The organism is Mycolicibacterium setense (genome assembly GCF_000805385.1).
Taxonomy (GTDB): domain Bacteria; phylum Actinomycetota; class Actinomycetes; order Mycobacteriales; family Mycobacteriaceae; genus Mycobacterium; species Mycobacterium setense.
The window spans coordinates 489052-515265 of the sequence record NZ_JTJW01000005.1; the positions used below are offsets into that span (position 1 = coordinate 489052).

24 protein-coding genes are annotated in these 26214 nt (G+C 67.1%); 6 read left to right on the plus strand and 18 right to left on the minus strand.

The features are described 5' to 3' along the window. Nucleotides 1–48: 48 nt before the first annotated feature. Both QQ25_RS08640 and QQ25_RS08645 read right to left on the minus strand, forming a co-directional pair. Nucleotides 49–2415, minus strand: coding sequence for a glycoside hydrolase family 65 protein (locus tag QQ25_RS08640; RefSeq protein WP_039378648.1), 2367 nt, complete (start codon nt 2413–2415; stop codon nt 49–51). A gap of 7 nt (nt 2416–2422) precedes the next feature. Next, on the minus strand, nt 2423–3157 hold the full coding sequence (locus QQ25_RS08645) for a beta-phosphoglucomutase family hydrolase (protein WP_039317202.1): 735 nt from the start codon (nt 3155–3157) through the stop codon (nt 2423–2425). Nucleotides 3158–3331: 174 nt separating this feature from the next. Between QQ25_RS08645 and guaA the strand changes: the two genes are divergently transcribed. After that, nucleotides 3332–4885: a glutamine-hydrolyzing GMP synthase gene (guaA, locus tag QQ25_RS08650; RefSeq protein ID WP_039378249.1), complete on the plus strand. Its 1554-nt coding sequence runs from the start codon at nt 3332–3334 to the stop codon at nt 4883–4885. 7 nt (nt 4886–4892) lie between these two features. On the opposite strand, the gene QQ25_RS08655 is transcribed toward guaA, so the two are convergent. From QQ25_RS08655 to QQ25_RS30100, 11 genes are all read right to left on the minus strand, one after another. Then, a complete protein-coding gene (locus QQ25_RS08655) occupies nt 4893–5789 on the minus strand; it encodes a MerR family transcriptional regulator (RefSeq protein ID WP_039317206.1) in 897 nt (298 codons plus the stop codon). After that, nucleotides 5789–7276: a flavin-containing monooxygenase gene (locus QQ25_RS08660; RefSeq protein WP_039378250.1), complete on the minus strand. Its 1488-nt coding sequence runs from the start codon at nt 7274–7276 to the stop codon at nt 5789–5791. The genes QQ25_RS08655 and QQ25_RS08660 overlap by 1 nt, the downstream gene beginning before the upstream one ends. 1 nt (nt 7277) lies before the next feature. Next, complete coding sequence (locus tag QQ25_RS08665; RefSeq protein ID WP_039317210.1) at nt 7278–8198, minus strand: reductase; 921 nt, start codon at nt 8196–8198, stop codon at nt 7278–7280. A gap of 2 nt (nt 8199–8200) precedes the next feature. After that, complete coding sequence (locus QQ25_RS08670; RefSeq protein ID WP_052235712.1) at nt 8201–9079, minus strand: SDR family NAD(P)-dependent oxidoreductase; 879 nt, start codon at nt 9077–9079, stop codon at nt 8201–8203. Next, complete coding sequence (locus QQ25_RS08675; RefSeq protein WP_039317212.1) at nt 9076–10068, minus strand: alpha/beta hydrolase; 993 nt, start codon at nt 10066–10068, stop codon at nt 9076–9078. The genes QQ25_RS08670 and QQ25_RS08675 overlap by 4 nt, the downstream gene beginning before the upstream one ends. A 102-nt stretch (nt 10069–10170) precedes the next feature. Beyond that, nucleotides 10171–11982 (minus strand): zinc ribbon domain-containing protein, encoded by a 1812-nt coding sequence (locus QQ25_RS08680; RefSeq protein ID WP_039378251.1) that lies wholly within the window; start codon nt 11980–11982, stop codon nt 10171–10173. 42 nt (nt 11983–12024) lie between these two features. Further along, nucleotides 12025–12312 carry a hypothetical protein gene (locus QQ25_RS30095; RefSeq protein ID WP_082017459.1) on the minus strand — a complete coding sequence of 96 codons (288 nt, stop codon included), beginning with the start codon at nt 12310–12312 and terminating at the stop codon, nt 12025–12027. Between the two features lie 143 nt (nt 12313–12455). After that, nucleotides 12456–13175 carry a hypothetical protein gene (locus tag QQ25_RS08690; protein WP_039317217.1) on the minus strand — a complete coding sequence of 240 codons (720 nt, stop codon included), beginning with the start codon at nt 13173–13175 and terminating at the stop codon, nt 12456–12458. Beyond that, on the minus strand, nt 13172–14380 hold the full coding sequence (locus tag QQ25_RS08695; RefSeq protein WP_039317219.1) for a zinc ribbon domain-containing protein: 1209 nt from the start codon (nt 14378–14380) through the stop codon (nt 13172–13174). Before QQ25_RS08695 ends, QQ25_RS08690 begins: the two co-directional genes overlap by 4 nt. Next, nucleotides 14377–15999 (minus strand): S53 family peptidase, encoded by a 1623-nt coding sequence (locus tag QQ25_RS08700; RefSeq protein ID WP_039378650.1) that lies wholly within the window; start codon nt 15997–15999, stop codon nt 14377–14379. Before QQ25_RS08700 ends, QQ25_RS08695 begins: the two co-directional genes overlap by 4 nt. Nucleotides 16000–16040: 41 nt before the next feature. Then, nucleotides 16041–16325, minus strand: a complete 285-nt coding sequence (locus QQ25_RS30100; RefSeq protein WP_082017461.1) for a hypothetical protein — start codon at nt 16323–16325, stop codon at nt 16041–16043. 292 nt (nt 16326–16617) lie between these two features. Between QQ25_RS30100 and QQ25_RS08710 the strand changes: the two genes are divergently transcribed. Both QQ25_RS08710 and QQ25_RS08715 read left to right on the plus strand, forming a co-directional pair. Beyond that, a complete protein-coding gene (locus tag QQ25_RS08710) occupies nt 16618–17325 on the plus strand; it encodes a DnaE2-dependent mutagenesis accessory factor ImuA' (protein WP_039317223.1) in 708 nt (235 codons plus the stop codon). Nucleotides 17326–17364: 39 nt separating this feature from the next. Beyond that, the gene (locus QQ25_RS08715; RefSeq protein WP_052235713.1) at nt 17365–18918 is read left to right on the plus strand and encodes a DNA polymerase Y family protein; all 1554 of its coding nucleotides are present in this window, start codon (nt 17365–17367) and stop codon (nt 18916–18918) included. Here QQ25_RS08715 and QQ25_RS08720 read toward each other — a convergent pair whose 3' ends face one another. Further along, nucleotides 18919–19704 carry an IclR family transcriptional regulator gene (locus QQ25_RS08720; protein ID WP_039317225.1) on the minus strand — a complete coding sequence of 262 codons (786 nt, stop codon included), beginning with the start codon at nt 19702–19704 and terminating at the stop codon, nt 18919–18921. It abuts the gene before it with no gap. A 193-nt stretch (nt 19705–19897) separates the two neighbouring features. Between QQ25_RS08720 and QQ25_RS30825 the strand changes: the two genes are divergently transcribed. Further along, nucleotides 19898–20308: a hypothetical protein gene (locus QQ25_RS30825; RefSeq protein WP_131546132.1), complete on the plus strand. Its 411-nt coding sequence runs from the start codon at nt 19898–19900 to the stop codon at nt 20306–20308. Between the two features lie 24 nt (nt 20309–20332). Here the strand turns inward: QQ25_RS30825 and QQ25_RS08725 are convergent, their stop codons facing one another. Genes QQ25_RS08725 through QQ25_RS08735 form a run of 3 tightly spaced genes read right to left on the minus strand, consistent with a single transcriptional unit; the run spans nt 20333 to nt 22491 of the window. After that, complete coding sequence (locus tag QQ25_RS08725) at nt 20333–21364, minus strand: nucleoside hydrolase (RefSeq protein WP_039378651.1); 1032 nt, start codon at nt 21362–21364, stop codon at nt 20333–20335. Between the two features lie 58 nt (nt 21365–21422). Next, the gene (locus tag QQ25_RS08730) at nt 21423–21740 is read right to left on the minus strand and encodes a DMT family transporter (RefSeq protein ID WP_039378255.1); all 318 of its coding nucleotides are present in this window, start codon (nt 21738–21740) and stop codon (nt 21423–21425) included. A 13-nt stretch (nt 21741–21753) separates the two neighbouring features. Next, nucleotides 21754–22491 carry an SDR family NAD(P)-dependent oxidoreductase gene (locus QQ25_RS08735; protein ID WP_039378257.1) on the minus strand — a complete coding sequence of 246 codons (738 nt, stop codon included), beginning with the start codon at nt 22489–22491 and terminating at the stop codon, nt 21754–21756. 51 nt (nt 22492–22542) lie between these two features. Between QQ25_RS08735 and QQ25_RS08740 the strand changes: the two genes are divergently transcribed. Continuing rightward, nucleotides 22543–23160, plus strand: a complete 618-nt coding sequence (locus QQ25_RS08740; RefSeq protein WP_039378258.1) for a TetR/AcrR family transcriptional regulator — start codon at nt 22543–22545, stop codon at nt 23158–23160. A 30-nt stretch (nt 23161–23190) separates the two neighbouring features. Here QQ25_RS08740 and QQ25_RS08745 read toward each other — a convergent pair whose 3' ends face one another. After that, nucleotides 23191–25206, minus strand: coding sequence for an SDR family oxidoreductase (locus QQ25_RS08745; protein ID WP_101906222.1), 2016 nt, complete (start codon nt 25204–25206; stop codon nt 23191–23193). 69 nt (nt 25207–25275) lie between these two features. Here QQ25_RS08745 and QQ25_RS08750 point away from each other — a divergent pair, with 69 nt between their 5' ends. After that, nucleotides 25276–26145 carry a MaoC family dehydratase gene (locus QQ25_RS08750; protein ID WP_039378259.1) on the plus strand — a complete coding sequence of 290 codons (870 nt, stop codon included), beginning with the start codon at nt 25276–25278 and terminating at the stop codon, nt 26143–26145. Nucleotides 26146–26214: the final 69 nt, after the last annotated feature.

A 26214-nucleotide genomic window follows, 5' to 3' on the forward strand; every position in this document is an offset into this window, starting at 1 on the left:
AGCGGGGTACCCCGCGCCGTCGGTACTTCAAACCCCGCGACGGCGTCCCTACCGCTCGGAGCGGCCGGCGCGACGACGTATCGGCTCTCGCCCGGGCGGCTGAGGTGGTGGCGGCAGCAGCGCGAGGCGTGGAACGACGGCGACGGTGGTCGGTCCACTGGTGCTGAGTGCCACGTCATCGCCGGCGTGACGGATGGTCAGCGACCCGTCGGGGCCGTCGCGCAACGTGTAGGTGACGTTGTCGTGGGTCGCCTCGACCGTCACCCGAAAACCCTTCCATCGCAACCGGAAACGCAGGCAGGAGATGCCGTCGGGCAGGTGGGGGTCCAGGAAGAGAACGCCCTCGTCGTCGCGCAGCCCGCCGAATCCGGCCACCAGGGCAGTCCATGCTCCGGCCAGCGACGCCATGTGCAGGCCGTCACGGGTGTTCTGGTGCAGGTCACGCAGATCGATCAGGGCCGCCTCGTAGGCGTAGTCGTGGGCCAGCTCGAGATGACCCACATCGGCACACATCACGGCCTGGGTGCAGGCCGACAGCGACGAGTCCCGGGTGGTGCGCCGCTCGTAGTAGTCGACGTTGCGGGCCCGCTGTTCCGGGGTGAATGCGTGGCTCTGCCACTGCATCGCCAGCACCAGATCGGCCTGCTTGAGCACCTGGGCCGGATAGAGCCGCACATACGGCTCGTGCAGCAGCAGCGGGTAGGCGGTATTGGCCGAGAAGTCCCATTCGGCCAGGGTGGTGAAGCCCTGACACTGCTGGTGCACACCCAACTCGTCGTCGTAGGGAATGTGCGCGGCGTCGGCCGCGTCGCGCCAGGCGGCGGTCTCCTCGGTGGTGACACCCATCGAGTAGGAGGCATCGGGATGGCGCGTGCACGCGGCCACGGCCACCCGCAGGTTGTGCGCGGCCATCAGATTGGTGAAGACGTTGTCGCGCACCACCGCGGTGTATTCGTCCGGCCCGGTCACCCCGTCCAGATGCCAGACCCCGTGGCGGTCGTGGTGGCCCAACGACATCCACAGCCGGGCGGTGTCCACCAGAACCGCGAGCCCGCATTCCTGCTCAAGCGAATCATCGCCGGTGACAACGCGATAGCGCTCGAACGCGGCGGCGATGTCGGCGTTGATGTGCCACGCAGCCGTGCCCGCCGGCCAATACGCCGAGCACTCCTCGCCCCGGATCGTGCGCCACGGGAAACTGGCGCCCAACAGATCGAGCTGTTGGGCACGCTCGCGGGCGAGGTCCAGCGTGGAGGCCCGCCACCGCAGCGCGTCCGCCGCGGCCTGCGGTTTGGTGTAGGTGAGCACCGGGAGCACGAAACCCTCGGTGTCCCAGAACGCATGGCCGTCATAGCCGGTGCCGGTCAGCCCCTTGCCCGCGATGGCGCGGCGCTCGGCGCGGGCACTGGCCTGCAGCACGTGGAACAACCCGAATCGCACCGCCTGCTGACAGTCCGGGTCGCCCTCCACCTCGACGTCTGCGCAGTCCCAGAACTCGTCGAGATAGGCGCGCTGAGAGTCGAGCAGTCCCTGCCACCCGCTGTACCGGGCGCCGGTGATCGCCGCGGCGGCCTGATCGCGCAACGCCGGACGGGAGCGCAGGCTGGACCATCCGTAGCCGAGATATTTGACGATGCGAAGCTTCTGGCCCGGCCGCAGCCCGCAGATCACCGTGGTCCGGGCCAGGTCCTCGCTGGCGTCCGTGCTGACCTCGACGCGTCCGGGCACCTCGACGTCATGGTCCATCGCGGCTGCCATCATCAGTCCACTCCCGACCGTGCGATGCACCAGAAGCGCACCGCTGTCGGTGTTTTCGTGATGTACAGCGCGCAGCGGGTGTTTCAGTACGGCCGAGACACGTGGATCGTCGGATGTCTCGGGTTGATCTTCGTTGGTGACGAGCTCGGATTGCACTGTGACCCGGACGAATTCGTCGATCGCCTCGACGCAGTACTCGATGGCGGCGACGCCTCGATGGGCGAACGACACCAGGCGGGTGGTGACCACCTTGACCTGCTTTCCCGCCGGGGAACGCCAATGCGCGTGGCGGGTCAGAGTGCCGGCGCGCATGTCCAGGGTGCGCTCATGACCGATCAGATCGCCGTAACGGACGTCGAACGGCTCGTCATCGACGAGCAGCCGCAGCAGCTTGCCGTTGGTGACGTTGACGACGGTCTGCCCGGCCTCGGGGTAGCCGAATCCGGCTTCGGCGTAAGGCAGTGGGCGCACCTCGAAGAATCCGGCCAGGTATGTGCCCGGCAGGCCGTACGGCTCGCCCTCGTCGAGGTTGCCGCGCAGACCGATGTGGCCGTTGGACAGCGCGAACAGCGATTCGGATTGCGCAAGAAGGTTGAGGTCCAGGCGGGTTTCCCGTACCTGCCACGGTTCCACCGGGTACGCGTCGTGGGTGATCATCATGGCCCTAGATCAGCTCCGCCAGGTCGGTGACCACGACGTCGGCGCCGTCGCGGTGCAGCTGCTCGGCCTGCCCGACGCGGTCCACGCCGACCACGAAACCGAACTTTCCCGCCCGGCCCGCAGCGACCCCGGCCAAGGCGTCCTCGAACACCGCGGCCTGCGCGGGAGAGACGCCCAGTAGTTCGGCTGCGCGCAAGAAGCTGTCCGGCGCCGGCTTGCCCGGCAAGTTCTCCTCGCGCATCGTCACCCCATCCACTCGCTGCTCGATGAATGCGTCGAGTCCGGTGATCTTGAGTACCTCCTCGGTATTGGCACTGGAGGACACCACGGCCCGGCGCAGGCCCGCGTCGGTCGCGGCCTGCAGGTAGCGGCGGGACCCTTCGAAAACCTCGACTCCGTCGGATAGCAGGGTCTGGTGGAACATGGCGTTCTTGCGGTTGCCCAGACCTTCGACGGTGTCGACATCGGCGGCGTCGTCCGGTGTGCCCTCGGGCAGTTCGATGCCGCGGCTGGTCAGAAAGGACCGGACGCCATCCTCGCGGCGCTTGCCGTCGACATAGCTCAGGTAGTCGCCGGCGATGTCGAACTCGACGAACGGTTCACCCGTGCGTTCGGCCCGCCGGCGCAGATAGTTGTCGAACATGGCCTTCCAGGCCTTCTTGTGCACGCTCGCGGTATCGGTGAGCACGCCGTCAAGATCGAACAGGCAGGCCGTGATCTGCTCGGGCAAGCCCAGCACAGCGTCCTCGCTTTCGCCGACGTCTCCTTCATCATGCGTAATCGCCACGCGAGGGGTGGGTTTAAACACGCCTTCTGTCGCGGGTGCCGGTGCGCGGGGCACTTCCCCTCAGTGCGGATTACTCAGATTTCCGGCGCCGCGAGCAGGCTCTGAGCAGCCCACTAGACTGTTCCGGTGACATCTGCATCTCCCCGTCCGGTCCTCGTCGTCGACTTCGGCGCTCAGTACGCACAGCTGATCGCTCGCCGGGTCCGTGAGGCGCGGGTGTTCTCCGAGGTCATCCCTCACACCACCACTGTCGAGGAGATCAAGGCCAAGGACCCGCAGGCCGTCGTGCTCTCGGGCGGCCCGGCCAGTGTCTATGCCGAAGGTGCGCCACGGCTGGATCCGGCGCTGTTCGATCTCGACGTCCCGGTGTTCGGCATCTGCTACGGCTTCCAGGCCATGGCCCAAGCCCTCGGCGGCACCGTCGAACACACCGGTACCAGCGAATACGGCCGGACCGAGCTGAACGTTTCCGGCGGCGATCTGCACTCCGAGCTGCCCGCCACCCAGCCGGTCTGGATGAGCCACGGCGATGCGGTCACGGCGGCACCCCAAGGCTTCGAGGTGATCGCCTCCAGCGCCGGCGCACCGGTCGCGGGTTTCGAGAACCGGGCCCGGCGACTGGCCGGCGTGCAGTATCACCCCGAGGTGCTGCATTCGCCCCACGGTCAGCAGGTGCTGAGCCGGTTCCTGCACGAGTTCGCCGGGATCGGCGCGACGTGGACCCCGGCGAATATCGCCGAGCAGTTGATCGAGGCGGTCCGCGCCCAGATCGGTGACGGCCAGGCCATCTGTGGTCTGTCCGGTGGTGTCGACTCAGCGGTCGCCGCCGCTCTGGTGCAACGCGCGATCGGGGACCGGCTCACGTGTGTGTTCGTCGACCACGGTCTGCTGCGGGCCGGGGAGCGCGCACAGGTGCAACGCGATTTCGTCGCCGCCACCGGCGCCAAGCTGGTGACCGTCGATGTCGCCGCCCGTTTCCTCGAAGCATTGACCGGGGTGACCAACCCCGAGGGTAAGCGCAAGATCATCGGTCGCGAGTTCATCCGCGCCTTCGAGGGTGCGGTGCGTGACACTCTCAGCGAGTCGGACATCGACTTCCTGGTGCAGGGCACGCTGTATCCCGACGTCGTCGAATCCGGCGGTGGTACTGGCACCGCCAACATCAAGAGCCATCACAACGTCGGTGGGCTGCCCGACGACCTCAAGTTCAAGCTCGTTGAGCCGCTGCGTCTGCTGTTCAAGGACGAGGTGCGTGCGGTGGGCCGTGAGCTGGGCCTGCCCGAGGAAATCGTTGCCCGCCAACCATTCCCGGGGCCAGGCCTGGGCATTCGCATCGTGGGCGAGGTGACCGCCGACCGGCTCGACACACTGCGCCGTGCCGACGCGATCGCCCGCGAGGAGCTCACCGCCGCCGGCTTGGATCAACAGATCTGGCAGTGCCCGGTGGTGCTGCTGGCCGACGTCCGTTCGGTCGGTGTGCAGGGCGACGGACGCACCTACGGCCACCCGATCGTGCTGCGGCCGGTTTCCAGTGAGGACGCCATGACCGCGGACTGGACGCGCGTGCCTTACGAAGTGCTGGAACGGATTTCGACCAGGATCACCAACGAGGTGCCCGAGGTCAACCGGGTGGTGCTGGATGTCACCAGCAAGCCGCCGGGCACCATCGAGTGGGAATAGACACCGGTTACTCGGCCGCCTTCTCGACGTACTCGGTCAACATCTGACTGACCACGGATTCGATGGTCGACTCGATCGAGGCGGCCAGTGTCGCGCTCACCGCGGAGACGGCCTGCGTCCGGAACTGGATCAGCATCGTGATCAGTTCGGCCACTTCGGTATCCGCGGGTAGGGACTCCCCGGGTTTGATCTTCTCGGACACCTGCTCCACGCCTGCCTGAACCAGGATGGAGCTGATCTGGTCGAGCAGCGGCACCACCTGCTCGTGCACGTCGATCAGCGTGTCGATCGGCACACCGTAGCGCCGTACCTCGTTGAACGCCTCGATCAGCTTGGGCCGCACGATGATTGCCTGTTCGGTATCGAGCTTGATCACGCCGTTGCCGACCAGCCGGTCGAACGCCGCGTCGTCGTCGACCAGCCTCTTGGCATCGACGAGCGGCATCCGCTCGGGTTTCTCGGTCGCCCAGTTCCCGGCGATGGCATCCTCGAGACCGAGAACATCGCCGATGTCCTTGCCCTGCTCCCAGGCGCTGAGCATCTCGTGGACGTGCGCGATGTTGTAGCCCCGGTCCAGCATCGAGGTGATCAGCCGCAACCGGGTGAGGTGGGTGTCGTTGAACAACGCGATCCGGCCGACGCGCAGCGGCGGATGCAGCAGCCCCCGGTCGCGGTACACCCTGATGTTGCGTGTGGTGGTGCCGGCCAGCCGGGCGAGTTCGTCGATCCGATATTCGCCGGACGCCGCGGCACCGTGGGGCTGTACGGCGGCATCGAAGAGCTGGGACACCGCCGTCTCGATGACGTCGCGTGAGCCGCGCCGGATCTGCCGGGGAGCCCGGCGCAGGCCGGTGAGGATGGTGGAGATGGCCCCCGCAGGCTGTCGGGGCTGCTTGGCCGCCATCAGGCCGAGGAGCTGATCGCGACACGTGCGTCGCGCACCGCTACGTCATAGTCGCCCAGCCGGAAATCCCGCATCTGTCGAAGATACTGGGTGGCGGTCCCGGGATACATCGACGCGTTGAATCCGTCTGCGGTCAGGTACCAACTGGTGCACCCCGACATCCAGGTGGTTTTGGTCAGTCGCTCTTGCAGCCGGGTGTTGTGCCGCTGTTGCACGTCCGCCCGCACGTCGAGGTACCGGAGATTCTTGCGCAGGATGGTTCTGATGCCGTTGACGGCGTAGTCGATCTGGCCCTCGACATAGACGAGTAGCGAATTGTGCCCCGGCCCCGAATTGGGGCCGGTCATCAGGAACAGGTTCGGATACCCGTGGACATTGATGCTCTTGTACGCCTGGGCGCCGCCGGTCCACTCGTCGGCCAGGGACCGGCCGCCGAGCCCAGTGACGGGATAGGGCGGGCCGGTGAGGTGGACGTCGAAGCCGGTGGCGAACACGATCGCATCGAGGTGGTGTTCGATGCCGTCACTGGTGCGGATGCCCACCGGGCTCATCGTGGCGATGGGCCAGTCGATGAGCTTGCAGTTGTCGCGTTGCAGCGCCGGGTAGTAATCGCTGGAGACCAGCATGCGCTTGCAGCCGGGGGTGAAATCCGGGGTCAGTTGCCGGCGCAGCCACGGGTCGGAAACCTGCCGGCGCAGATGTGCCTTGCCGAGCCGGGCCACCAGCCCGGTCAGCGGGGTGTTCCACACCATGGCCGTCGCGCTCGCTTCATGACCCCAGAACAGGATCTGCCTGGCGAGCTGTTGTGCGGCAGGTACTTTCGCGAACAACGTGCGCGCCGCCGGTGGCGTTTCGATGTCCAGCCGCGGGATCACCCAGCCCGGGGTGCGCTGGAACACCTTGACGAATCCGGCGGTCTTCACCAGCTCGGGAATGATCTGCACGGCGCTGGCTCCGGTGCCGATGACGGCGACGCGTTTGTCGGTGAAGTCGTAGTCGTGATCCCAGTTGGCGCTGTGGATCTTGTGGCCCTCATATGTGTCCAATCCGCGGATATCGGGCCATTTGTGGTCAGGCAGGGGACCGGAGGCCAGTACGACGGCGCGCGCCTGAAACTGTTCCCGCCCCGTGGTCTTCACCGTCCAGACCCCGTCGGCCTCGTCGAAGGACAGACCGTTGACCTCGACACCGAACTGGATGCGCCGGCGCAGGTCGAATGCGTCGACCATGTCCTCGATGTGCGCACGGATCTCGCCGGCCGGGGAGTAGGCCCGGGACCAGTCCGGATTCTTGACGAAAGAGAACGAGTACAGCAATGACGGAATATCGCATGCCGCACCGGGATAGGTGTTGTCACGCCAGGTCCCGCCGACGTTGTCCGAGCGGTCCAGGATGACGAAATCGTCGACGCCGGCCTCGATGAGCTTGATGGCGGTGCCGATGCCGGTGAACCCGGCACCGACGATCAGCGTGTCGTATGTGCGCATATCAGGCCGCCGGCTCGTGGGTCAGCTCTTTGAACCAGCTGGGTATCGGTCGGAGCATTGTCTTCGGGTAGCGGTCGGACGCCCACACCATGGGGTTGGCGATCCAGTGGTAGGGGTGACGCGGGTTGGTGACCATCCGGCCGTGGAGCTTGAGCAGCTGATAGGTCGGTACGCGCCAGGTGTGCTCACCGCGGCCTCCGATCTCCTTGAAGCGCATCATGGCCTTGTACAGCTTCTCGGGCTGCAGGCCCATGTCGACGATGTTGTTGCGCATCCGGTTGAGCAGCGGCACGTACATCAAGGTGCCGATGATCACGCCCGGTGAGGCCACGTTGCCGACGAATTCGACCGCCAGTCGCCGCACGGTGGAGTTGCCGATCATGTTCAGCACCTCGAAATCAACTGCGATATGGCGAGATTCGTCGTTGTTGATCTTCTCGAAGACTTGATGACAGACAGGATCGTCGACCTCTTCGAGCAGGAACTTCAACAGTGCTCCATCAAGGGCCACCTCGAGCATCGGGATGACGGTACCGAGGATCGACAGCGACATGTTGTCGGAGAAGGTGTCCAGCCATTCGATGGCCAGCCGGATGTTGACGTTGGGTTCGGGCATCTCGCCGTCCTCGAGCATGCCCCAGCGCTTCATCAAGGCCAGTTCGGCGTTGGCGTGCCGTTGTTCTTCGGCGTGGAAGTAGCGGTAGATCTCGGCGATGGTCGGCGTCGGCGCCTTCTTGGCGAGCGCGGCGAACCCGCGCGCACCGACGTTCTCGATCCAGCACAGATCGGCCATGAAAGCCTTGAGCTTGGGCCGCATCTCATCGGTGATGGTCTCGGCGCCCGGTGCGTCCCAGTCGATGTCGGCCAACGCCCACTGGCGGTCCTTGATCTTCGCGAGCATTCGTTCCATATCCATGGCCATGGCTAAACCTCCTTGGGAGTGCGGACGCGAGGAGCAGAAAGGTCATCAGTGACGCGGGTCGTCAAACCCACGGCGCGGGTGTAGAACGTCGGGGTGAGTCGTTTGATGCCCCAACCGATCCGGGCATCGGGCTGTGGCATGCAGTACAGGCCGCCACGGTCGTTGGTGTCCAGGCACATCCGGGCGACCCGGTCCGGCGAGAAGCCGGTCCAGCGCATCAGCCGGTCGGCGAGCTGGGTGGATTGTTCGGTGATCCGGCCGGACGTGACGATGTTGGTCTTGACGAACGTCGGGCACAGCACGGTGACGTTGATGCCGGTGCCGGACAGCTCGGCGGCCAGCGTCTCCGACAGCGACAGCGTCCCGGCCTTGCTCACGTTGTAGGCGGCCATTCCCGGCGCCGCGCCGTATGCCGCGGCCGAGGCGACGTTGATGATGCCGCGCGGCTGATCCGAATGTGCCGCCCGCAGAATGGGTGTGAACACGTGGCAGCCGTGAATCGGGCCCCAGAGGTTGATGCCGAGCACCCAGTTCCAGTCCTCGATGCTGGTGTCGCCGACCGGTTGTCCGCCCGCTCCGACACCCGCGTTGTTGACGACCAGTGAGGGCGGGCCGTCGAACCAGGTTTGTGCGGCGTCGGCGAGACGGCCGACTTCCTCGATCTGCGAGACGTCGCAGCGCACCGCGGTGGCTTGACCACCGCCGGCGACGATGGCGTCGGCGGTGGCCCGGGCGCCGGCCTCGTCGATGTCGCTGCAGACCACTCTGCCGCCGCGGGCGGCCAGTTCGCGGGCGAACGCGGCACCGATGCCGCTGCCCGCACCGGTGACGACGGCGTCGGCATGGCGGCTGCGTTTGCGGCCCGATCCGAAGATGTTCACCTGGCGACCTCGATCGTGGAGTAGCGCAGGGATTCCGAGATGAAGCCGGCGGCCTGTCGCATGGCAGGGGCGGCTTCCGGGCTGAGCCGGGGTAGTGCCTGGAAAACGTGCACCTGGTCGGGCCACACCTGCAGCTCGGCATCGCCGCCCGCCGCGCGGATGTCCGCGTCGAGTGAGCGTGCGTCGGCGAGCAGCATCTCGGCGCCACCGGCCTGGATCAACGTGGGCGGCAACGGCCGCCCGCCCGCGATGTCCAGTTTCAGTCGGGGATGGCTGACATCTACTCTTCCGCAATACAACTCGACCAGCCGCGCTGCGTCGGCTACGCGAATCGCGGGGTCGGGGCGCAGGCTTTCGCGGGCGCGGGCAAGCGTGAATGTCAGGTCGATCAGCGGGGAGAACAACACCAGCCCGGCTGGGTGTGCCACGTCGGGCTGCAGGAGCAGATCCACGGCCAGGTGCCCGCCCGCGGAGTCGCCGGCCATCACGATGCGGTCGGGGCGGAGTCCGCGTTCGGTGCACAGCCAATCCCATCCTGCGCGAACGTCGTTGGCGGCGGCGGGGAACCGGTGTTCGGGAGCCAATCGGTAGTCGACGCAGAAGACCGGCAGTCCGGTCAGGCGCGACAACCATGCGGTGAGCCGCCGGTGAGTCAGCGGCGAGCACAGCGCGAATCCGCTGCCGTGCAGGTAGTAGACAGCGCGTTCACCTTCGGTCACGCCAGGGCCGCGCACCCATTCGCCCACGACGCGCCGACCGTCGGCCATGCGCACGTCGACACGTTCGACTCGGGTGCCCGACAGCGACGGCCCGAAGGTGGCCATGATCCGCGCGATCAGCCTGCGTGAGGTCCACAGTCCCCAGCCGGTGTCGGGCGGGAGGGCGGCGCTGACCTGGCGCAGAGTCAGGCTGCTGACTCTGGATGCACCACGGGCTCGCAGGGATCCGCGGCGCGGCACGGCCGGGTGAATTCCGGTGGTTCCGGACATGGGGCCTCCTCATTGAAGCGTGCAAGGAGTACACCCCCAATTGATGACATTTGTCAATGTCAACAATTGGCGATGTAGGTATCGCGTTCCGTTCCGGCCAGGTCAGCGCGCCGGGTCGCCGCGCCACCGAAAACTGTTGACGTACTTGCCCATGTCCAGTGCCAGGTCCAGGTTGGCACCGGACGGAATGCCCGGGCCGAAATCGGGGCCGTAGGCGTGATAGGGACCGCTGGCGACGGCGATCAGGGCCAGATCGTTCTTGACCGCCGCCAGAATGACCACGCGCACCCGCATGTAGTCGCCGGTGGTGTTCTGCGGCCAGCTGTCGAGGACCATCCCGTAGCCGGGGTGGTAACCGACCATGGCATTCGGGATCTCGTAATCAATCTCGGTATCGGGATAGGTCTCTTCGAGCAGGGCCGTGGCGATCTCCTTCGGCGTTCGCCCGGCCGCGGGCATGCCGATCAGTTGCATGGTGCCGCCGTCGCCGGCCAGGAAATCCGCCGTCACACCGTCGTCGGCGGTCGTGACCGAATAGGCCGCACCGGTGGCCGGATACGCGACGGAGAACGCACCGTCGGCGGCGGTGAAGCGAGGATTGGTCGCCACCGGCTCCGTGGTCGGTGGTCTGCCACAGTCGGGCGGGCATCGGTAGCGTGCGGGCGGGCTGCTGATCAAGGCGGACACGCCGACGAGGGCCAATGCCAGCAGCGTGACCGCGGCACCCCATGCCGCCAACAGCTGCCGGTCGCGGTCCCGCTGTACCGGTCGTGACAGCGCCCGGATCGCGCCCCCACAGTCCGGGCAGAACGCCATGTCGGGAACTGTGTTGTCGCACTGTGGGCACCGCAGTGTTTCGTCAGTATTTACGGGCTCATGCGCCTGGTGCAGCAAGGCGAGCTGCAGGCCGATGCGCAAGGCCAGCAGTGTCACCGCCAGTACGACGAAATGCGCTGCCAGTATCCAGAACTGCGACACCGGCGCGACGCCGATCAGGCCGAGGGCCGCATAGCAGGCCGGGACGGATGCGGCCGTCAGTGCCACGACTGCACGCGCATGCTTCGGGCGTTCGGGCACGTCGTCCGACGCCGGGTTGAACCACAGAACGATACCGACCAGAGCACCGGCGGCCGCGGCCGTCAACGGCACCGCCATCGTCTGAATTCCGGCCTGGACCAACAGCCCACTCAACGGGCGGTCGCGGTCTACCATTCCGTCGTCGAACTGCGGAGCCAACCGGCTCAGCGTGGCGACCCCGGTGAAAGCCAGTGCACCGAGAGCTCCGATCACAAAGCCGTTCAACGGTTTTCGCGTGCGCGGGCCGAGCAGGCGGACCACCACCACCGGGGTGAGCATCAGCAGCATGGCGCCGAGCGGGACGCCGAGGCCGTCGCGCAGGATCCGGAACTGCGGGATGTCGGCGCCCATGGGCATGTCGTATTCGCGGGCCACCGCGGTACCGGTCGTCAGTGTCCAGGCGGCGCCCAGCCCGGCCCCCATGGCAGCAGTCAGCAGCAGCGTGGGTCCCGGAACATCGTGTAGGACAACGGATCGGCGTAGATATGTGAGGAACAGCAGCGGTACTCCGAACGCGGCCAATGCGTTCATCGCCGCGGGCAGCCGCAGCAGTGCGCAGGCGAGCACCGCGATCAGCAGCAGGCCCACCGCCAGCCGGAACGGTGTGCGTGAATGCCGCGGTAGTTGTGGGAACAGTGAACTGACCACCGACGGCCGGAGCAGGTGTTCGTTCCGGCCGGCGCAATACGCCGTGATCCGCAACCATCCGAGCCCACCGCGCGAGCGCTCCAGATATGCACCACACCGACCGCAGAACGTGCCGGCCGGAACGACGGTTTCACACACCCGGCATTCGATTGCGGGCACTGGGGCGTCGGGGTGGGTACCGGTGCTCATGGTGTGACCGGCCGCGGGATCAGCGGCCGACGTCTGACGCCACTACTGCCTGTGCGGGCTTCCGATCCCATGGCGCCCGGTGGGTGGTGCCGCCGGTTCGACGTGGGTGGGTGTGAAGCTGTTGGCACCGCCGGGGGTGACCTGCTTCTCTGTGGGCGCGACGGGCATCGACGGCGGCGTCGTGGTGGTCGTTGTCGTGGTGGTCGGGGTGGGGCTCGTGGTCTCGGGTGCTTTCTCGCCGGTACCGCAAGCACTGAGCCCGACGATTCCGATGACCGCGGCGGAGGCCGCGGCGGCTGCGAGGCGACGAGCTGATCGGCGTGACCTCATGATTAGTCCTAACTGTGCCCCGCGGGCGGCTTGAAACAGCACCCAATCGGGTTGCTGGCAAACTCTATCCCAGTGCGCTCCGGCGCGGGCGTCAATTGCGGAATCTGGCCGCGACAGTATCCGTACCTGCTCGAACGGCCAGCTCAGCGGCCAGGATCTCCGCGCCAGCGGAAACTGTTGACATATTTGCCCATGTCCAGCGCCAGCTGCAGGTTGGCGCCCGAGGGTTTACTGGCACCAGAGCCCGGGCCGAATTCCCGGTAGGGTCCGACCGCCGACGCGACGAGCGCCAGGTCGTCTTTCACCGCGACCAGAACCAGGACCCGCATCCGCATGTAGTTACTCGCGGCGCCCTGCGGCCAGCAATCGGCCACCAGGCCGAACCCAGGGTGGTAACCCACCATCGCATTGGGGATGTTGTAGGCGGTCTTGGTGTCCGGAAACGTCTTTTCGACAAGGGAATTGGCGATGTCCTCGGGGCTGCGGCCACCGGCCGGCTCGCTGAACAACTGCAGCATGCCACCGTCTCCGGCCTGGAATTCCGCGGTGACGCCCGTCGGGTTGGTGGTGACCTTGTACGCCGAGGAGGCCACCGGGTACGAGACCGAGAAACTCCCGTCGGGGGCGGTGAACACCGGATTGATCGCCACCGCCTGCCCGGTCGGTGGCCGCCCGCAGTCCGGCGGACACATGTAGCGGACCGGCGGGCGGCTCGTCGTATGGGAGACCCAGGCCAGCACGCCGGCCACCAGGGCGATTCCGGTGCCCAGGACGGTCAGCAGTTTCAGGGCGGAGGTGCCGCGGATGCCTCGGGTTCTGCCTGTCGCGATCGGCACCGCGTATCCGGGAAAGAACGTGCTCATCCGCCGTCGGACCCCGAATCGCGTACCGGCCGGCGCTCGCGGCGTTCTTCTCTGGATGTGCGTGAGGACGCGTGGGTGGCCGCACCGCAGTGGGGGCAGAACGACATGTCGGGCACGACGTGGCCGCAGCGTGGGCAGAAGATGGGTTGGTCAGATGCGACCTCGTCCTGTGCCTCGTGCAGCAGCGCAAGATGCAGACCGACGCGTAGCGCCAATACCGCCGTGAGCGCTACGGCGATGTGCACGCCCAGCTGGAACCACTGGGGAATACGGGCTACATCGACCAGGCCCAGCGCTGCGTAGATCAGCAACACGGCAAATGCGCAGGAGAACATCACCAGCCGGACATAGCCGACGTGTTTGCCGGCCTTCGTGGCCGGGCGGGTGAACCACAACGCCGCGCCGATCAGTCCACCAATGGACGCTGCGGTCAAAGGGACTGCGATACCGCGGATTCCAGCTTCGACGAGCAGCCCGGACATCGGGCGATTGTGCGCCACCATTCCGGTGGTGAGCTGGGGTGCCAGCCGGGTCAGGGTGGCCGCCGCGGTGAACGCGGTCGCACCGAGTGCGCCGATCATGAAGCCGTCCAACGATTCCCGGCTCGACGGCCGTGACAGCCGGATCACCACGGCAGGCACCAGCATCAAGATTGCGCCGCCCAGCGGAATGCCCAAGCCGTTGCGAACGATCCGGGATCCGGTCAGCCCGGCCCCGAGCGGGACGCCGTAGGACTTGGCCATGATGTGGCCCGTGAGAAGCACCCATCCCACGCCCAGCGCGATTCCCAGGATCATGGTCAGTGCCAGATTGACTCGGCGCAGGTCGCGGAAGGCGTCGGACTCGTAGAGATAGATCAGGAAGAGCAAGGGAAGACCGAGTGCGGCAACTGCGATCAGGGCCGCGGGCAGCTTCAGGAGTGCGCAGGCCACCAGACCGGCCAACAGTGCCAGCATGGCCACCCGGAAGGGAGTACGGGATTGGTCCGATAGGTGCGGGAACAGTGAGCTCGCGATCGACGGGCGCAGCAGATGCTCGTCGGGAGCGACGCAGGATGCGCTGAGCCGCAACCATTCCGGCCCGTCTCCCCGCTCTTTGTCGAGCGGCACCCCACACAGGCCGCAGTACTTGCCGTCGGGCACGTCGACCTTGCAGACGCGGCACTCGGTGGTGGGGACGTCGGTGTCGCCAGGCGTGTCGGTCATCGGCGTGCCTTCTGCAGGACGAGAAGATTCTTTGCGAGGTTCTCGACGTCTGGTGTGCCAAGCCCGGTCACCATGTCGTACCCGGGCCCGGCGGTGGCCACCGCGTTCCCGCCGAGGGTGACGTCGCGGAACGCCGGCAGCGGAGCCCCTGTGGCGATGCGGTACAGCTGCGGGTTGAGGTCGCCGAGCGCGCGGCCACCGTTGGCGATCAGGTACTGATTCATCACCGCGGCCATGGCGGCCCACAGCGGTGCGGACTGTGAGGTGCCGCCACCGACCAGAACCTGGCCGTTCAGAACGATTTTCACCCCGGTGAACGGGTCGGCGACAGCCGAGATGTCCGGGGTCAGCCGCTTCTGGTCGCCGCCGGCTTCGGTGCTTCCCGGTGCGGAAAGTCCGCGCTGCCAGTCCGGGCGGTCGAACAGTGAGGACACCCCGCCGCCGGTACCCTGCGACAGCGGGACGTCGAACCAGGCCTGTTCGGCCAGCCAGCCGCCGTCGGCGTCAGTGGACAGTGTTGTACCGCCGACATCTGTCATCTCCGGGAGCGAGGCCACCGAGTCCAGACCGATGTCATCCTTGCCGGGCGCGGACGACCAGTCTTGTCCGCCTTTGCATTCCAGCCCGGCAAGGTCACCACTGGCGTTGAATGCCGTGGTTCCGTGGGTGTGTGCGGTGGCAAGTGCCGAGCGGACGGGGGCGAGATCGGCTGCGGTGATCAACTTGTCGCAACCCCAGCCGATCGAGAAGCTCCACACTGCGCCGGGGAACTGCTGGTCCGCAGACTCCAGCATCTTGCCGATCTTCTCGTAGGCGCCGTCACCCTGAACTGTCGGCCGGGCATTGATGACGACCTTGTGCGCATCAGGGGCGATGGCGTGGGCGACCTGCAGGTCCATCGTGGTCTCTCCGCGGGGTGCACTCGGCTGCCCACCGACCACCGTGGGCGTGAACCTGGGCAGGTCGAAGGTGCCGGCGAAGGTGTCCAGATCGGTCTGATCGAATCCGTCGAACGCGAAGAACACGATGGTGGTGCCCTTGCCGGTGAACCCCTGTGCCGACAGGCCGGCGAGGTTGTAGGTGTTGAGCACCCCCTTCGGGGTCAGGCCCTGATCCGGAACATCGGTCGGCAGGTTCCGCAGGTCCGGCAGCGACATTCGATACGGCGTGTAGCCCAGGATGCGGCCGACTTCGGTGACCTCACCGGACAGCGGCTCGGGGATCGACGGCTGCTGCGGTGAGGCGTAGAACTCCTGACCGCGCCGGCCCCGGTAGTCGTGGATGTCCACCCCGAAAGCGGTTGCCATGTCGGCGGACCGGCCCTCTACGATTGCCCACGCGTTGCCGGGCCGCCACCGGACCGACAGTGAGTGCTTCTCGGCCCACCCGAACAGCGTCGCCGGTCGGGCGGCGTTGAGCAGCGTCATGGTGAGCTGTGCCGAGCCGTCTTCGGCGTCGCCGAGATCGGTTGAGGCAGAAAGCAGTTGAGCATACGGGCCGTTGATCTCAGAGGGCCCGTACGCCCAATCGCCCGTGGCGGGAGTGGTCCGCAGGTCGGAGACCAGCAGGGCGCTGGACAACACCAGCGCCAATAGCGCCCGTCGGGGCGCCATGTTCATCCCGGCCATCGGTGAACGACCGACTTTCTGTGCTCCGCGTCCTAGTTGTCGCCGGGGATGGCGGTCGGCGCCGGCGGTGCCTTCACGCCGGGCGTGAACAGATTTCCGCCGGTGGGGTTGATCGACTTCTCGGTCGGCTCGACCGATGGCGGAGGCGGCGGGGCGGGGGAGGCCGGCGTGGTGGTCGTCGTCGTGGTGGTGGTCGGCGTGGTGGTCTCGGGACTCTTCTCCTCGGTGCCGCACGCCGCGGTGAACGAGATCATCCCGATGACTGCCGCCCCGCCCGCGATGACGGTGAGCCGACGAGTCAACTGCCCAGACTTCATGATGGTGTCCTCACTGTCCCCCGTGCTGTTACAAGAATGCCTTCGGCGAATCGCGGTGGATTCCCACTACTTGCAACGCAAATCGTGGCCCAGTCCCATCCCGAAGCGGGTTCTGGTGGACCGAACTCTAACTTAAGGTCCGGACCGTCGCAGAACCATTCCGACCGGCCCCCTCTCCCGGGGTGGGCGGCTGTCTCTCGCAGCTTGACGCTGTCGGGGGGTGGGTGTTTACTCGAGCTATCGAACATATATTCGAAAACGGTGATGGACAGATGATGCGGGAGGTGTTGTTGTGACTGCTGCGACAGAGTGCGATTTGCGCCTTCTCACCCGCTCCGAGCAGGTAGAACACCTCCGGCACAAGATTGCCTCGGTGTCGGGCAAGGTCGGCCAGGCGCATCGTGGCGCGCCCCGGTCCCCAGCGGTGGTCCCGGCTCCGGAAACTTTGCTGGAGCCGGCTGGGGCGCTGGTTGAGACGTTGCCCGAGGGCCTGCCGACGATGCTGCCACGCGGGTCCGTCGCGGTGGCTGCGGGCGCCCGGTCGCTGTCGCTGGGATTGGTGGCGGCGGTGACGGCCGGGGGCGGGCATGCGGTGATCATCGGGCAACCCGATGTCGGCCTGCTGGCGGCCGTGGAGATGGGTGCCGACCTGAGCCGGCTCGCGGTGATCCCCGATCCGGGTGCCGACCCGGTCGAGGTGGCTGCGGTGCTGATGGACGGGATGGATCTGGTGGTGCTCGGGTTGGGCGGGCGTTCGGTGCCGCCGAGTCGGGCCCGGGTGATGGTGGCACGGGCCAGGCAGAAGGGCTGCACCCTGCTGGTCACCGACGGGGACTGGCAGGGCGCATCGGCTCGGCTGGAGGCCCGGGTGTGCGGTTATGAGGTGGCCGGTGCCGGCCAGGACGTCCCGCTGCCCGGGCGTGGCCGGATCAGCCGGATCCGGCTGGCCATGCGGGCCAGGGGGCGGGGCACCGGATCGGTTTGTGCGGCAGGCGGATAGCTCGTGCCTGCGGATTCCAGGGTGCTCGCCCTCTGGTGTATGGACTGGCCGGCGGTGGCCGCCGCGGCGGCGGCCGGTTTGACGTCGACGGTGCCGGTCGCGGTCACTTTGGCCAACCGGGTGATCGCCTGCTCGGCGTCGGCGCGTGCCACCGGGGTCCGGCGCGGCCTGCGCCGTCGCGAGGCGCAGGCTCGGTCCCCGCAATTGCATGTCGTCGCTGCCGATCCGGCCAGGGACGCCCGTCATTTCGAGAACGTGACGCTTGCCGTGGACGATCTCGTGCCGCGTGCCGAGGTGCTGCGTCCGGGGCTGCTGGTGCTCTCGGTGCGCGGCGCGGCACGGTACTTCGGGTCCGAACCGGTTGCGGCCGAACGATTGATCGATGCTGTCGCCGCGGCGGGGGCGGAATGTCAGGTCGGTATCGCCGATCAGCTTTCCACCGCGGTCTTCGCCGCCAGGGCGGGGTGCATCGTCGAACCCGGGAACGACGCGCGGTTCCTGTCCGGGCTGTCGATCCGGCAGTTGGCCACCGAACCGGCCCTGGCCGCTCCTGGTCGCGAGGACCTGGCAGACCTCTTGTGGCGGATGGGCATCCGAACTCTGGGGCAGTTCGCCGAGTTGTCCCGCACCGATGTCGCCTCCCGGTTCGGGGCCGATGCGGTGGCGGCGCACCGGTTCGCCTGCGGGGAGCCGGACCGGGGCCCCTCCGGGCGGGATCCGGCCACCGAACTCGATGCGGTGATGAACTGCGATCCGCCGATCGAAAGGGTCGATGCCGCAGCATTCGCGGGCCGGTCGCTGGCCAGTGATCTGCATCGTCATCTGGAGGCGGCCGGGGTGGGCTGCACCCGGCTGGCGATCCATGCCGTCACCGCCAATGGTGAAGAGTTGGAACGGGTCTGGCGGTGTGCTGAACCGTTGACCGAGGATGCCACCGCCGACCGGGTGCGCTGGCAGCTGGACGGCTGGTTGAACCGTCGCACTTCCGAGCGGCCCACCGCCCCCGTCACGGTGCTGCGCCTGCGCCCGGTGGAGGTGGTGTCGGCCGCGGCGCTGCAATTGCCGCTGTGGGGCGGAATCGGGGAGGAGGACCGGCTGCGGGCGCGGCGTGCGCTGCTGCGGGTTCAGGGGCTGCTCGGCCCGGAGGCGGTGCAGGTGCCGGTGCTCAGCGGCGGCCGCGGGCCTGCCGAGCGCATCACCTTCACGCCGTTGGGGGATGAGCCGGTGCCACGAGCCGACCCTCGGCAGCCCTGGCCCGGTCAGCTGCCCGAGCCCTCACCGACCGTCCTGCTCGACGATCCGGTGGAACTTCTTGATGTCCAAGGAAATCCGGTCCGGGTCACCAGCCGCGGATTGTTCTCGTCCGATCCGGCACAACTTGCCGGCGCCGGGCGCCGTGACGGCAGGCTGCGGTGGTGGGCGGGGCCATGGCCGGTCGACGAGCGGTGGTGGGATCCGGAGAACCGGGGGGCCGGACGCACCGCGCGGGTCCAGGTGCTGCTGGGCAGTCACGAGGAGGCCGGGGAAGGGGATATGGCTCTGCTGTTGTGTTACCGGCAACGCCGGTGGTATCTGGAGGGTGCCTATGAATAGCTAGTGTCTGCCGCCGAGTGTGCGGGATTGGTTGAGGGGGCCGGCGTCTGCGACGATCGCGTCGAACGCGCGAAGCACGGCGCGGAGCTTTTCGCGGGTGTTGGCTCGTCCGGCTGGGATGGTGATGCCGATGAGGGCGCATTTGTCGGTCGTGCTCGGTAGCAGCGCTGCCGCGCAACTCCATCCGGGGCTGCTCTGCTCGGATTCCACGGCGACTCCCTCCTGCCGGGCTCGATGCACGCTCGCGTAGAGCTGTGTCACGTCGCGTAGAGAATGGGATGTAGAGGGTGCCATCCCATTGCGGGCCATGCGTTCCAGCAGATGCGGTTGGTGTGCCAGCACCAAATGGCCCCCAGCGGTGTTGAGCAGCATCGCTGCACTTCCCGGCGCGGGGCCTCCTACCTGTGCTACGGATAACCCGTTGTCGCACACCACGATAATGGGTTGCACATTGACCAACTCGTGTCCGGCGGTCAGCCACACCACACCGCCGTGAGCGGCGTGCAGCTCCTCGAGCACCGGCAGATAACGGTCGAAATCCTGGTGCAGCGAAGCTGTCTCGCCGAAACGGCTCAGTTCCGGTCCGAGCATGTAGCCGTACACACTGCGCCCCAGCAGCCCGCGTCGTACGAGGGTGTTCGCGATGCGCAGCGCGGTTGCCTTGGGGAGGCCGGTGATCGTGGCCAGCTGCCCGAGATTGGTGTTGGGCCCAGACTCAGCCACCGCCTCGATGACGGCAAGGACACGTCCGACCATGGTGTGGTCGTCGTCGATAGTGCCGACCATTGCTGCCCCCTCCCGCGCCGGGGCTGATGATGCTCTTTTCAGTCAGTGAAACGAGCAAAAGACATTCTCCCCCTAAATCACTAATCTTGCTGTGGGTTCGGGTCAACGCAGCGAACCACGGACCCGATTGCATGCCACCCATAGCGGTCAGGACGGTCGGACGCCCAGATCACTCGACCACCAAGGACCGGAAATGACCTCGACAACCCGTTCGACAACCACTTCGACAACCACCCGCACCAGTCACTGCTTGGCTGCATCCGTGCTCCTTGCCGGGATCGCCTTATGGTCAACCGCAATCGCCGGCGCCAGACCGGAAACACTGAACGAGGATGCCTACAACGCCTGCGTGGCCGCGGGGAACCCGGGTGTCGAATACGACGATCTCGTCGCGCAGTGTTGCTACATGGCCGGCGGGGACACGAAGGGAATGGGAGGAACCGTTCCCTACTGCGACGCGCCAGATATCGATCCCGGCTGTTGCACACGCGAAGATGTCGTGGAAACGCCCCAGATCGTCGATGCTCCAGATGTTTCCATGCCCACCCCCAGCCGCCCGGCGCCGACACCCGTACCGCAGGCGCCGAACAGGGGCATTGGGTAGCGCTGTCCCACGTTGGGGCGCTCGCTACATCAGCCGCTTCGCGTAGTCTCCCACCCGATCGATGAACCGGTCGAAGAACGCCGTCGGGTCGACCTCCGTGCCGATCAGCGCATTGGGCGGGCGGCCCCAGTGTCCGCGCCAGTCGGCCACCGTCATACCGCGGGTCAGGGTGCCGTTCAGCTCGACATCGATCGTGGTTTCCCGGTAGCTCACCAACTCCGGGTCCAGCGCGACCGCGGCGGCCAGGGGATCGTGCAAATGGGCCAGATATCCGTCGCCGGTGTCGAAGTGGAACTCGAAATAGAACCGCATGGCATCTTCGAGCACGCGGATCAAAGGGTTGTCCGCAGTCGAGCGCGTGCCCCTCTCGTCGAGCACGCTCATCGGCGCCGATGGCGCTCCGGCCGCGGATGCCAGCCGGTTCAGCAACGCGGGCGTCATCGCGATGTTCTCGGTGAGGTTGAGGCCCAGCACGATTGGCACATGTGTCGCGTTGTCGAGTCCCCAGGCGGCGTTCCAGCCGCTGAACACCTCGGCTGCGGATTCGGGGTCCACGCTGATGTTCCACTCCGAGACCGGAGTGGTGTTGCCGCGGTAGTCGAATGCCCCGCCCATGATCACCAGGCGACGCAGCAGCTTGGGCAGGGTGGGCTCGGCGCGCATGGCCAGCGCCAGATTGGTCAGCGGGCCCGTGGCCAGCCCGATCAACTCACCCGGGTGGGCCCTCGCGGCCCGCACCCAGGCCTCGGCTGCGTCGTGTGCGGTGAGCAGCCGGTCGGTATCCGGCAGTTGCGCGTAGCCCAGACCCTGCGGCCCGTGGGTGTCCTCGGCCGTGCGCAGTGGTGCACTCAACGGCTGTTCGGACCCTTTGGAGACCGGGATCCCGGTCACTGCGCACAGCTCCAGCAGGCCCAGGTTGTTGGCGCAGACCTGTTGCACTCCAATATTTCCCGCTGTCGAAGCGATACCGACCAGGTCGGCTTCCGGGCTGGCCAGCAGATACGCCAGCGCCATGGCGTCGTCGACACCGGTGTCCACATCGGCGAACACGGGCATCATCGATTCGCCGTTCAGCGGCGGTGGCGTCACGTCGCCAACCTTAAGGCGGGCGGGCTCACTGCTCAACAAAGCGCAGACCGACCAGGCCCACCACGATCAGCGCGATGAACGTCACCCGCAACGGTGTCAGCGCATCGCTGAACAACACCACGCCCGCAATGGTCACCCCGACCGCCCCGATGCCGGCCCACACGGCGTAGGCCGTGCCCACCGGCAGGTGTTTGACCACCAGCGCCAGGATTACGAAACTGACCACTGCAGCGACCACGCACACCACGCTCGGCCACAGCCGGGTGAAGCCTTCGGACTGTTTGATCGCCAGCGCCCAGACGATTTCCAGCAGGCCGGCGAAGACCAGCAATACCCACGACATCGTTGCCTCCGGGTCAGGCGTTGTATCCGCCGTCGACGGTCAGGGTGGTGCCGTTGACGTACTGGGCGTCCGGACCGGCGAGATAGGCGACGGCGGCGGCGATTTCGTCGGCGTGTGCGAAGCGTCCCAGCGGAATGTTGGGGAGGTCGGCGATGGCGTCGGGGCTGTCGGCCGGATTCATCTCGGTGTCGGTGTTGCCCGGTTGCACCACGTTGGCGGTGATTCCCCGGGGCCCGAGATCGCGGGCCAGCCCTCGGGCGAGCGCACCGAGGGCCGCCTTGGTCGTCGAATACAGCGTCACGCCGGGGAAGGGGGTGCGGTCTGCCAGATTGCTGCCGATGGTGATGATCCGGCCGCCCTCGCCCATGACCGCCGCAGCGGCCTGACTGAACAGGAACGGCGCGCGGATGTGCAGATTGATGGCGTGGTCGATATCGGTGGTGCTCACCTCCTCCAGCGGACCGTTGGGGAAGATTCCGGCGTTGTTCACCAGGATGTCCAGCCGGCCGAACGCCTCGATTACCGCATCGACGGCTCGCTGCGCGGCGTCGGGTGCGGCGGTGTCGAGCTGTAGGGCAAGGGCTTTCGCGCCGGATCCGGTGATCGCGTCGACCACTTCGGATGCCCGCTCGGGCGACGAGCGGTAGGTGAAGGCCACGTCGGCACCCTCGGCGGCCAGTCGTTGCGCGATCGCGGCGCCGATCCCGCGGCTGCCTCCGGTGACCAGCGCCGCTTTGGATGTCAATGCCATGCCGAGCTCCAATCTATTTTGTAATGAATACTACAAATATAGACTGATCCCATGCCCCGTCAACCCGTAGGTCGCCGCGGCCGGCCCCGTGCGTTCGATCGGGACACCGCGCTGCAGGCGGCGCTGGACGTGTTCTGGGAGCGCGGCTACGAAGGGGCCCGGGTCAGTGACCTCACCGCGGCGATGGGCCTCAATGCCCCGAGCCTGTACGCCACGTTCGGTTCCAAGGAGGATCTGTTCCGCGAAGCGGTCGCGTACTACAACGCGCCAGACCGCTCACCGACCACGATGGCGCTGCAGCGCCCGGGCCCGGTCCGGGAGGCCGTGGAGGCGATGCTGCGGGACAACGTGCGCGACTATGCCGATCCCGCAACGCCGCCGGGCTGCCTCATCGTGCTCGCCGGCATCGCCTACTCGAGCGAAACGGAGGTGATGCGCGACCTGCTCAAGTCCTGCCGCGAAGAGGACCGCGCGCGTCTGCTCGGCCGGATCCGCGAGGGGATGGCCGACGGCGAGCTGCCCGATGGCCTCGACGCGCAGCGGCTGGCCTCGTTCATGATCACGGTGCTGTACGGATTGTCGATCCAGGCCAGGGACGGCGCTTCCCGCGCCGATATGGATGCGACGGTGGATATGGCAATGATGGCCTGGGACAACGCCGTTGGATGACCACGGCCGATCGCGGACGTAGCTACCGGCCTACCAGTGCACGCCGGGCACCAGCCGCACCGCCCGCTTGACCGGGCGGGCCACCGACCGCGGCACCCGCAGGGCGCGGGTACTGCGGGCCGGACGCTTGGGCCGGCGTGGCGCGCTCACCGTGCCCTCTTCGACGTCCAGCCCACGGGCGGCGGCCGAGTCCGGATAGCCGAGATACAGCTGATGCAGAACGCGGCGAGACAGTTTCGGGGTCAGATAGTTGCCGAAATCGGCGACGGTACCCAGTGGCGTGTCGATCCGGGCCGGTTTCTCCACCAGGCCACGCACCACCATGGCCGCGGCATGCTCGGCGGAGATCGGTGGCACGGGGTTGAGCCTGCGTGACGGTGCGATCATCGGCGTCTTCACCAGGGGCATGTGGATATTGGTGAAAGTGATGTGATCCGAGAGGGTTTCGGTGCCGACCACCTCGGAGAAGGCGTCGAGTGCGGCCTTGGACGGCAGGTAGGCGCTGTACTTCGGGCTGTTGGCCTGCACCCCGGCGCTGGACACATTGACCACGTGGCCGAAGCGGCGTTCGCGCCAGTGTGGCAGCAGCGCCAGCACCATGCGGACGGCGCCGAAGTAGTTGACCGCCATCACTCTTTCGTAATCGTGCAGCCGATCCGTCGAGTTCACCACCGAGCGGCGGATGGACCGCCCGGCGTTGTTCACCAGGTAGTCGACGTGGCCGAAGCGGCCGAGGATGTCCTTGACGGTGTGCTCGACCGACGCCGAATCGGTCACGTCGCAGGTGAATGCGTAAGCCTGTCCGCCTGCCGAACGGATCTCGGTGATGAGATCATCGAGCGCCTCGCCATTGCGGGCCAGCGCGAAGACGCAGGCACCGCGTTCGGCGACCGCGATGGCCGACGCGCGGCCGATGCCGCTGGAGGCGCCGGTGATGATGACGTGCTTGCCGACCAGCGGACCGGCCGGGTCGTCGCGCCGCGCCCGATCGGGGTCGAGGTGCTCAGCCCAGTACCGCCACAGTTTCGGTGCGTACGTGCGGAATTCGGGTACCTCGATGCCGGTACCGCGCAGCGCGGCGGTGGCGTTGTCGGCGGTGAACGTCGGCCGCAACTCGACCACGTCGAGCACCTCGCCGGGGATGCCCAGCTGGGTGGCGACGATGTTGCGCACCGCCTTGACTCGTCCCCGCGCCCGCAACACCGGTGCCGCGGTGGCGCGCGGGAGCGATCCGCGCAGCGTGGGCAGTCCGGCCTCGCCCGCCACCCCGCGGTAGATGTCGCGCAGCCCGATGGTCTCGGGCGCGGTGAGGTGGAACGTCTCGCCGTCCTTGCCCTCGGCGTGCATGAGATGAACGGCGGCTTCAACAACAAAGTCCACCGGCACGACATTCGTCCGGCCCGAATCGGGCAGCATCATGGGCGTGAACCTGGGAAGCGCCGAGAGGCGTGCCAGCACACCGAAGAAGTAGTACGGGCCGTCGATCTTGTCCATCTCGCCGGTCTGCGAATCGCCGACCACGACGGCCGGGCGGTACACCCGGTAGCGCAGGCCCGGTGTCGAACGCACCAGCAACTCGGCTTCGAACTTGGTCTGGTGATACGGCGTGGGCAGGTCCTGAGCGACGTCGAAATCGTCCTCGGTGAACACGCCCCGATGGTTTCCGGCGACCGCGATCGAGGACACGTGGTGCAACGTGGCGTCCAGGCGCCGGGCCAGCTCGATCACCGCGCGGGTGCCATCGACATTGGCAGCCCGTTGCTCGGATTCACCGACGGTCATGTCGTAGATGGCAGCGCAGTGCACCACGTGCGCGACGTCGCCGAGTTCGGCGATGTCGGTGTCGGTCAAGCCCAGATCGGCCGCGGTCAGGTCGCCGACCAGCGGTTTCACCCGCTCGTCCCACTCTTGGGCCAGCCGCTCGAACCGCGTCAACGATTCACGGCGCACCAGGACCCATACTTCGGCGCCGGGTTCGCGGGACAGAATCCGGGTGATCACTCGGCGGCCGATAAACCCGGTACCGCCGGTAACGACATAACGCATGCGAGCCATCGTGGCCTTAGATCGGGCAAACGTCAACACAGGCGGTCGACTCAACTATCGTCGGCACGCATGCCACTCAATCCTGATGCCATTGGCGAGACGACCGATCCGATTTCGTTCGACTGGACCGACCGCGACACCTTGCTGTACGCGATCGGCGTCGGTGCGGGAACCGATGACCTTGCCTTCACCACCGAGAACAGTCACGAGATCGAACAGCAGGTGCTGCCCACCTATGCGGTGATCGCCTGCTCGGCCTTTCCGGCGGCGCTCAAGATCGGCACCTTCAACTTCAGCATGCTGCTGCACGGGTCCCAGGAGATCCGGCTGCACCGGCCGTTGCCCCCGGCCGGAAAGCTGAGCGTCGTCTCCGAGGTGGTCGACATCCAGGACAAGGGGGAGGGCAAGAACGCGGTGGTCATGCTCAAGGGCATCGGCACCGACCCGGCCAGCGGCGAGGTTGTCGCGGAAACCCTTACCACCGTGGTGATTCGGGGTGAGGGCGGATTCGGCGGGCAGCCCGGGCAGCGCCCCGCCGCGCCGCAGATTCCGGACCGGGCACCCGACGCGCAGGTGGTGCTGCCCACGCGCGAGGACCAGGCGCTGATCTATCGGCTCTCCGGTGACCGCAATCCGCTGCACAGCGATCCCTGGTTCGCGCAGAATCTCGCGGGGTTCCCGAAGCCGATCCTGCACGGGCTGTGCACCTATGGCGTGGCCGGTCGGGCCCTGGTCGCCGCGCTCGGTGGCGGCGACGCGACGAAGGTTCATGCGGTGGCGGCGCGATTCAGTTCGCCGGTGTTCCCGGGCGAGACGCTGACGACGTCGATCTGGCGCACCGAACCGGGACGTGCGGTCTTCCGCACCGAGGCCGGCGGGTCCGACGGTGCCGAGGCCCGGCTCGTGCTCGAGGACGGCGCCGCCGAGTACACCGAGTGATCCGGCAATTTCGTAGAAGCCCTGCACGCCGCATGGTGGGTTGACAGGATCGAATACGACGTCGCACCG

Coding starts and splice junctions, on each gene's coding strand:
- QQ25_RS08730 (WP_039378255.1), bottom strand. CDS start 21,740: ATGTCGTGGGTATTGCTGGTCTTCGCCGGCCTGCTGGAAATCGTCTGG.
- QQ25_RS08655 (WP_039317206.1), bottom strand. CDS start 5,789: ATGGCGGCCAAGCAGCCCCGACAGCCTGCGGGGGCCATCTCCACCATC.
- QQ25_RS08745 (WP_101906222.1), bottom strand. CDS start 25,206: ATGCGTTATGTCGTTACCGGCGGTACCGGGTTTATCGGCCGCCGAGTG.
- QQ25_RS08640 (WP_039378648.1), bottom strand. CDS start 2,415: ATGATCACCCACGACGCGTACCCGGTGGAACCGTGGCAGGTACGGGAA.
- QQ25_RS08690 (WP_039317217.1), bottom strand. CDS start 13,175: ATGAGCACGTTCTTTCCCGGATACGCGGTGCCGATCGCGACAGGCAGA.
- QQ25_RS08680 (WP_039378251.1), bottom strand. CDS start 11,982: ATGAGCACCGGTACCCACCCCGACGCCCCAGTGCCCGCAATCGAATGC.
- QQ25_RS08665 (WP_039317210.1), bottom strand. CDS start 8,198: ATGGCCATGGATATGGAACGAATGCTCGCGAAGATCAAGGACCGCCAG.
- QQ25_RS08750 (WP_039378259.1), top strand. CDS start 25,276: ATGCCACTCAATCCTGATGCCATTGGCGAGACGACCGATCCGATTTCG.
- QQ25_RS08660 (WP_039378250.1), bottom strand. CDS start 7,276: ATGCGCACATACGACACGCTGATCGTCGGTGCCGGGTTCACCGGCATC.
- QQ25_RS30100 (WP_082017461.1), bottom strand. CDS start 16,325: ATGAAGTCTGGGCAGTTGACTCGTCGGCTCACCGTCATCGCGGGCGGG.
- QQ25_RS08715 (WP_052235713.1), top strand. CDS start 17,365: ATGGACTGGCCGGCGGTGGCCGCCGCGGCGGCGGCCGGTTTGACGTCG.
- QQ25_RS08675 (WP_039317212.1), bottom strand. CDS start 10,068: ATGTCCGGAACCACCGGAATTCACCCGGCCGTGCCGCGCCGCGGATCC.
- QQ25_RS30825 (WP_131546132.1), top strand. CDS start 19,898: ATGACCTCGACAACCCGTTCGACAACCACTTCGACAACCACCCGCACC.
- QQ25_RS30095 (WP_082017459.1), bottom strand. CDS start 12,312: ATGAGGTCACGCCGATCAGCTCGTCGCCTCGCAGCCGCCGCGGCCTCC.
- QQ25_RS08700 (WP_039378650.1), bottom strand. CDS start 15,999: ATGAACATGGCGCCCCGACGGGCGCTATTGGCGCTGGTGTTGTCCAGC.
- QQ25_RS08720 (WP_039317225.1), bottom strand. CDS start 19,704: ATGGTCGGCACTATCGACGACGACCACACCATGGTCGGACGTGTCCTT.
- QQ25_RS08735 (WP_039378257.1), bottom strand. CDS start 22,491: ATGGCATTGACATCCAAAGCGGCGCTGGTCACCGGAGGCAGCCGCGGG.
- QQ25_RS08725 (WP_039378651.1), bottom strand. CDS start 21,364: ATGCCCGTGTTCGCCGATGTGGACACCGGTGTCGACGACGCCATGGCG.
- QQ25_RS08740 (WP_039378258.1), top strand. CDS start 22,543: ATGCCCCGTCAACCCGTAGGTCGCCGCGGCCGGCCCCGTGCGTTCGAT.
- QQ25_RS08695 (WP_039317219.1), bottom strand. CDS start 14,380: ATGACCGACACGCCTGGCGACACCGACGTCCCCACCACCGAGTGCCGC.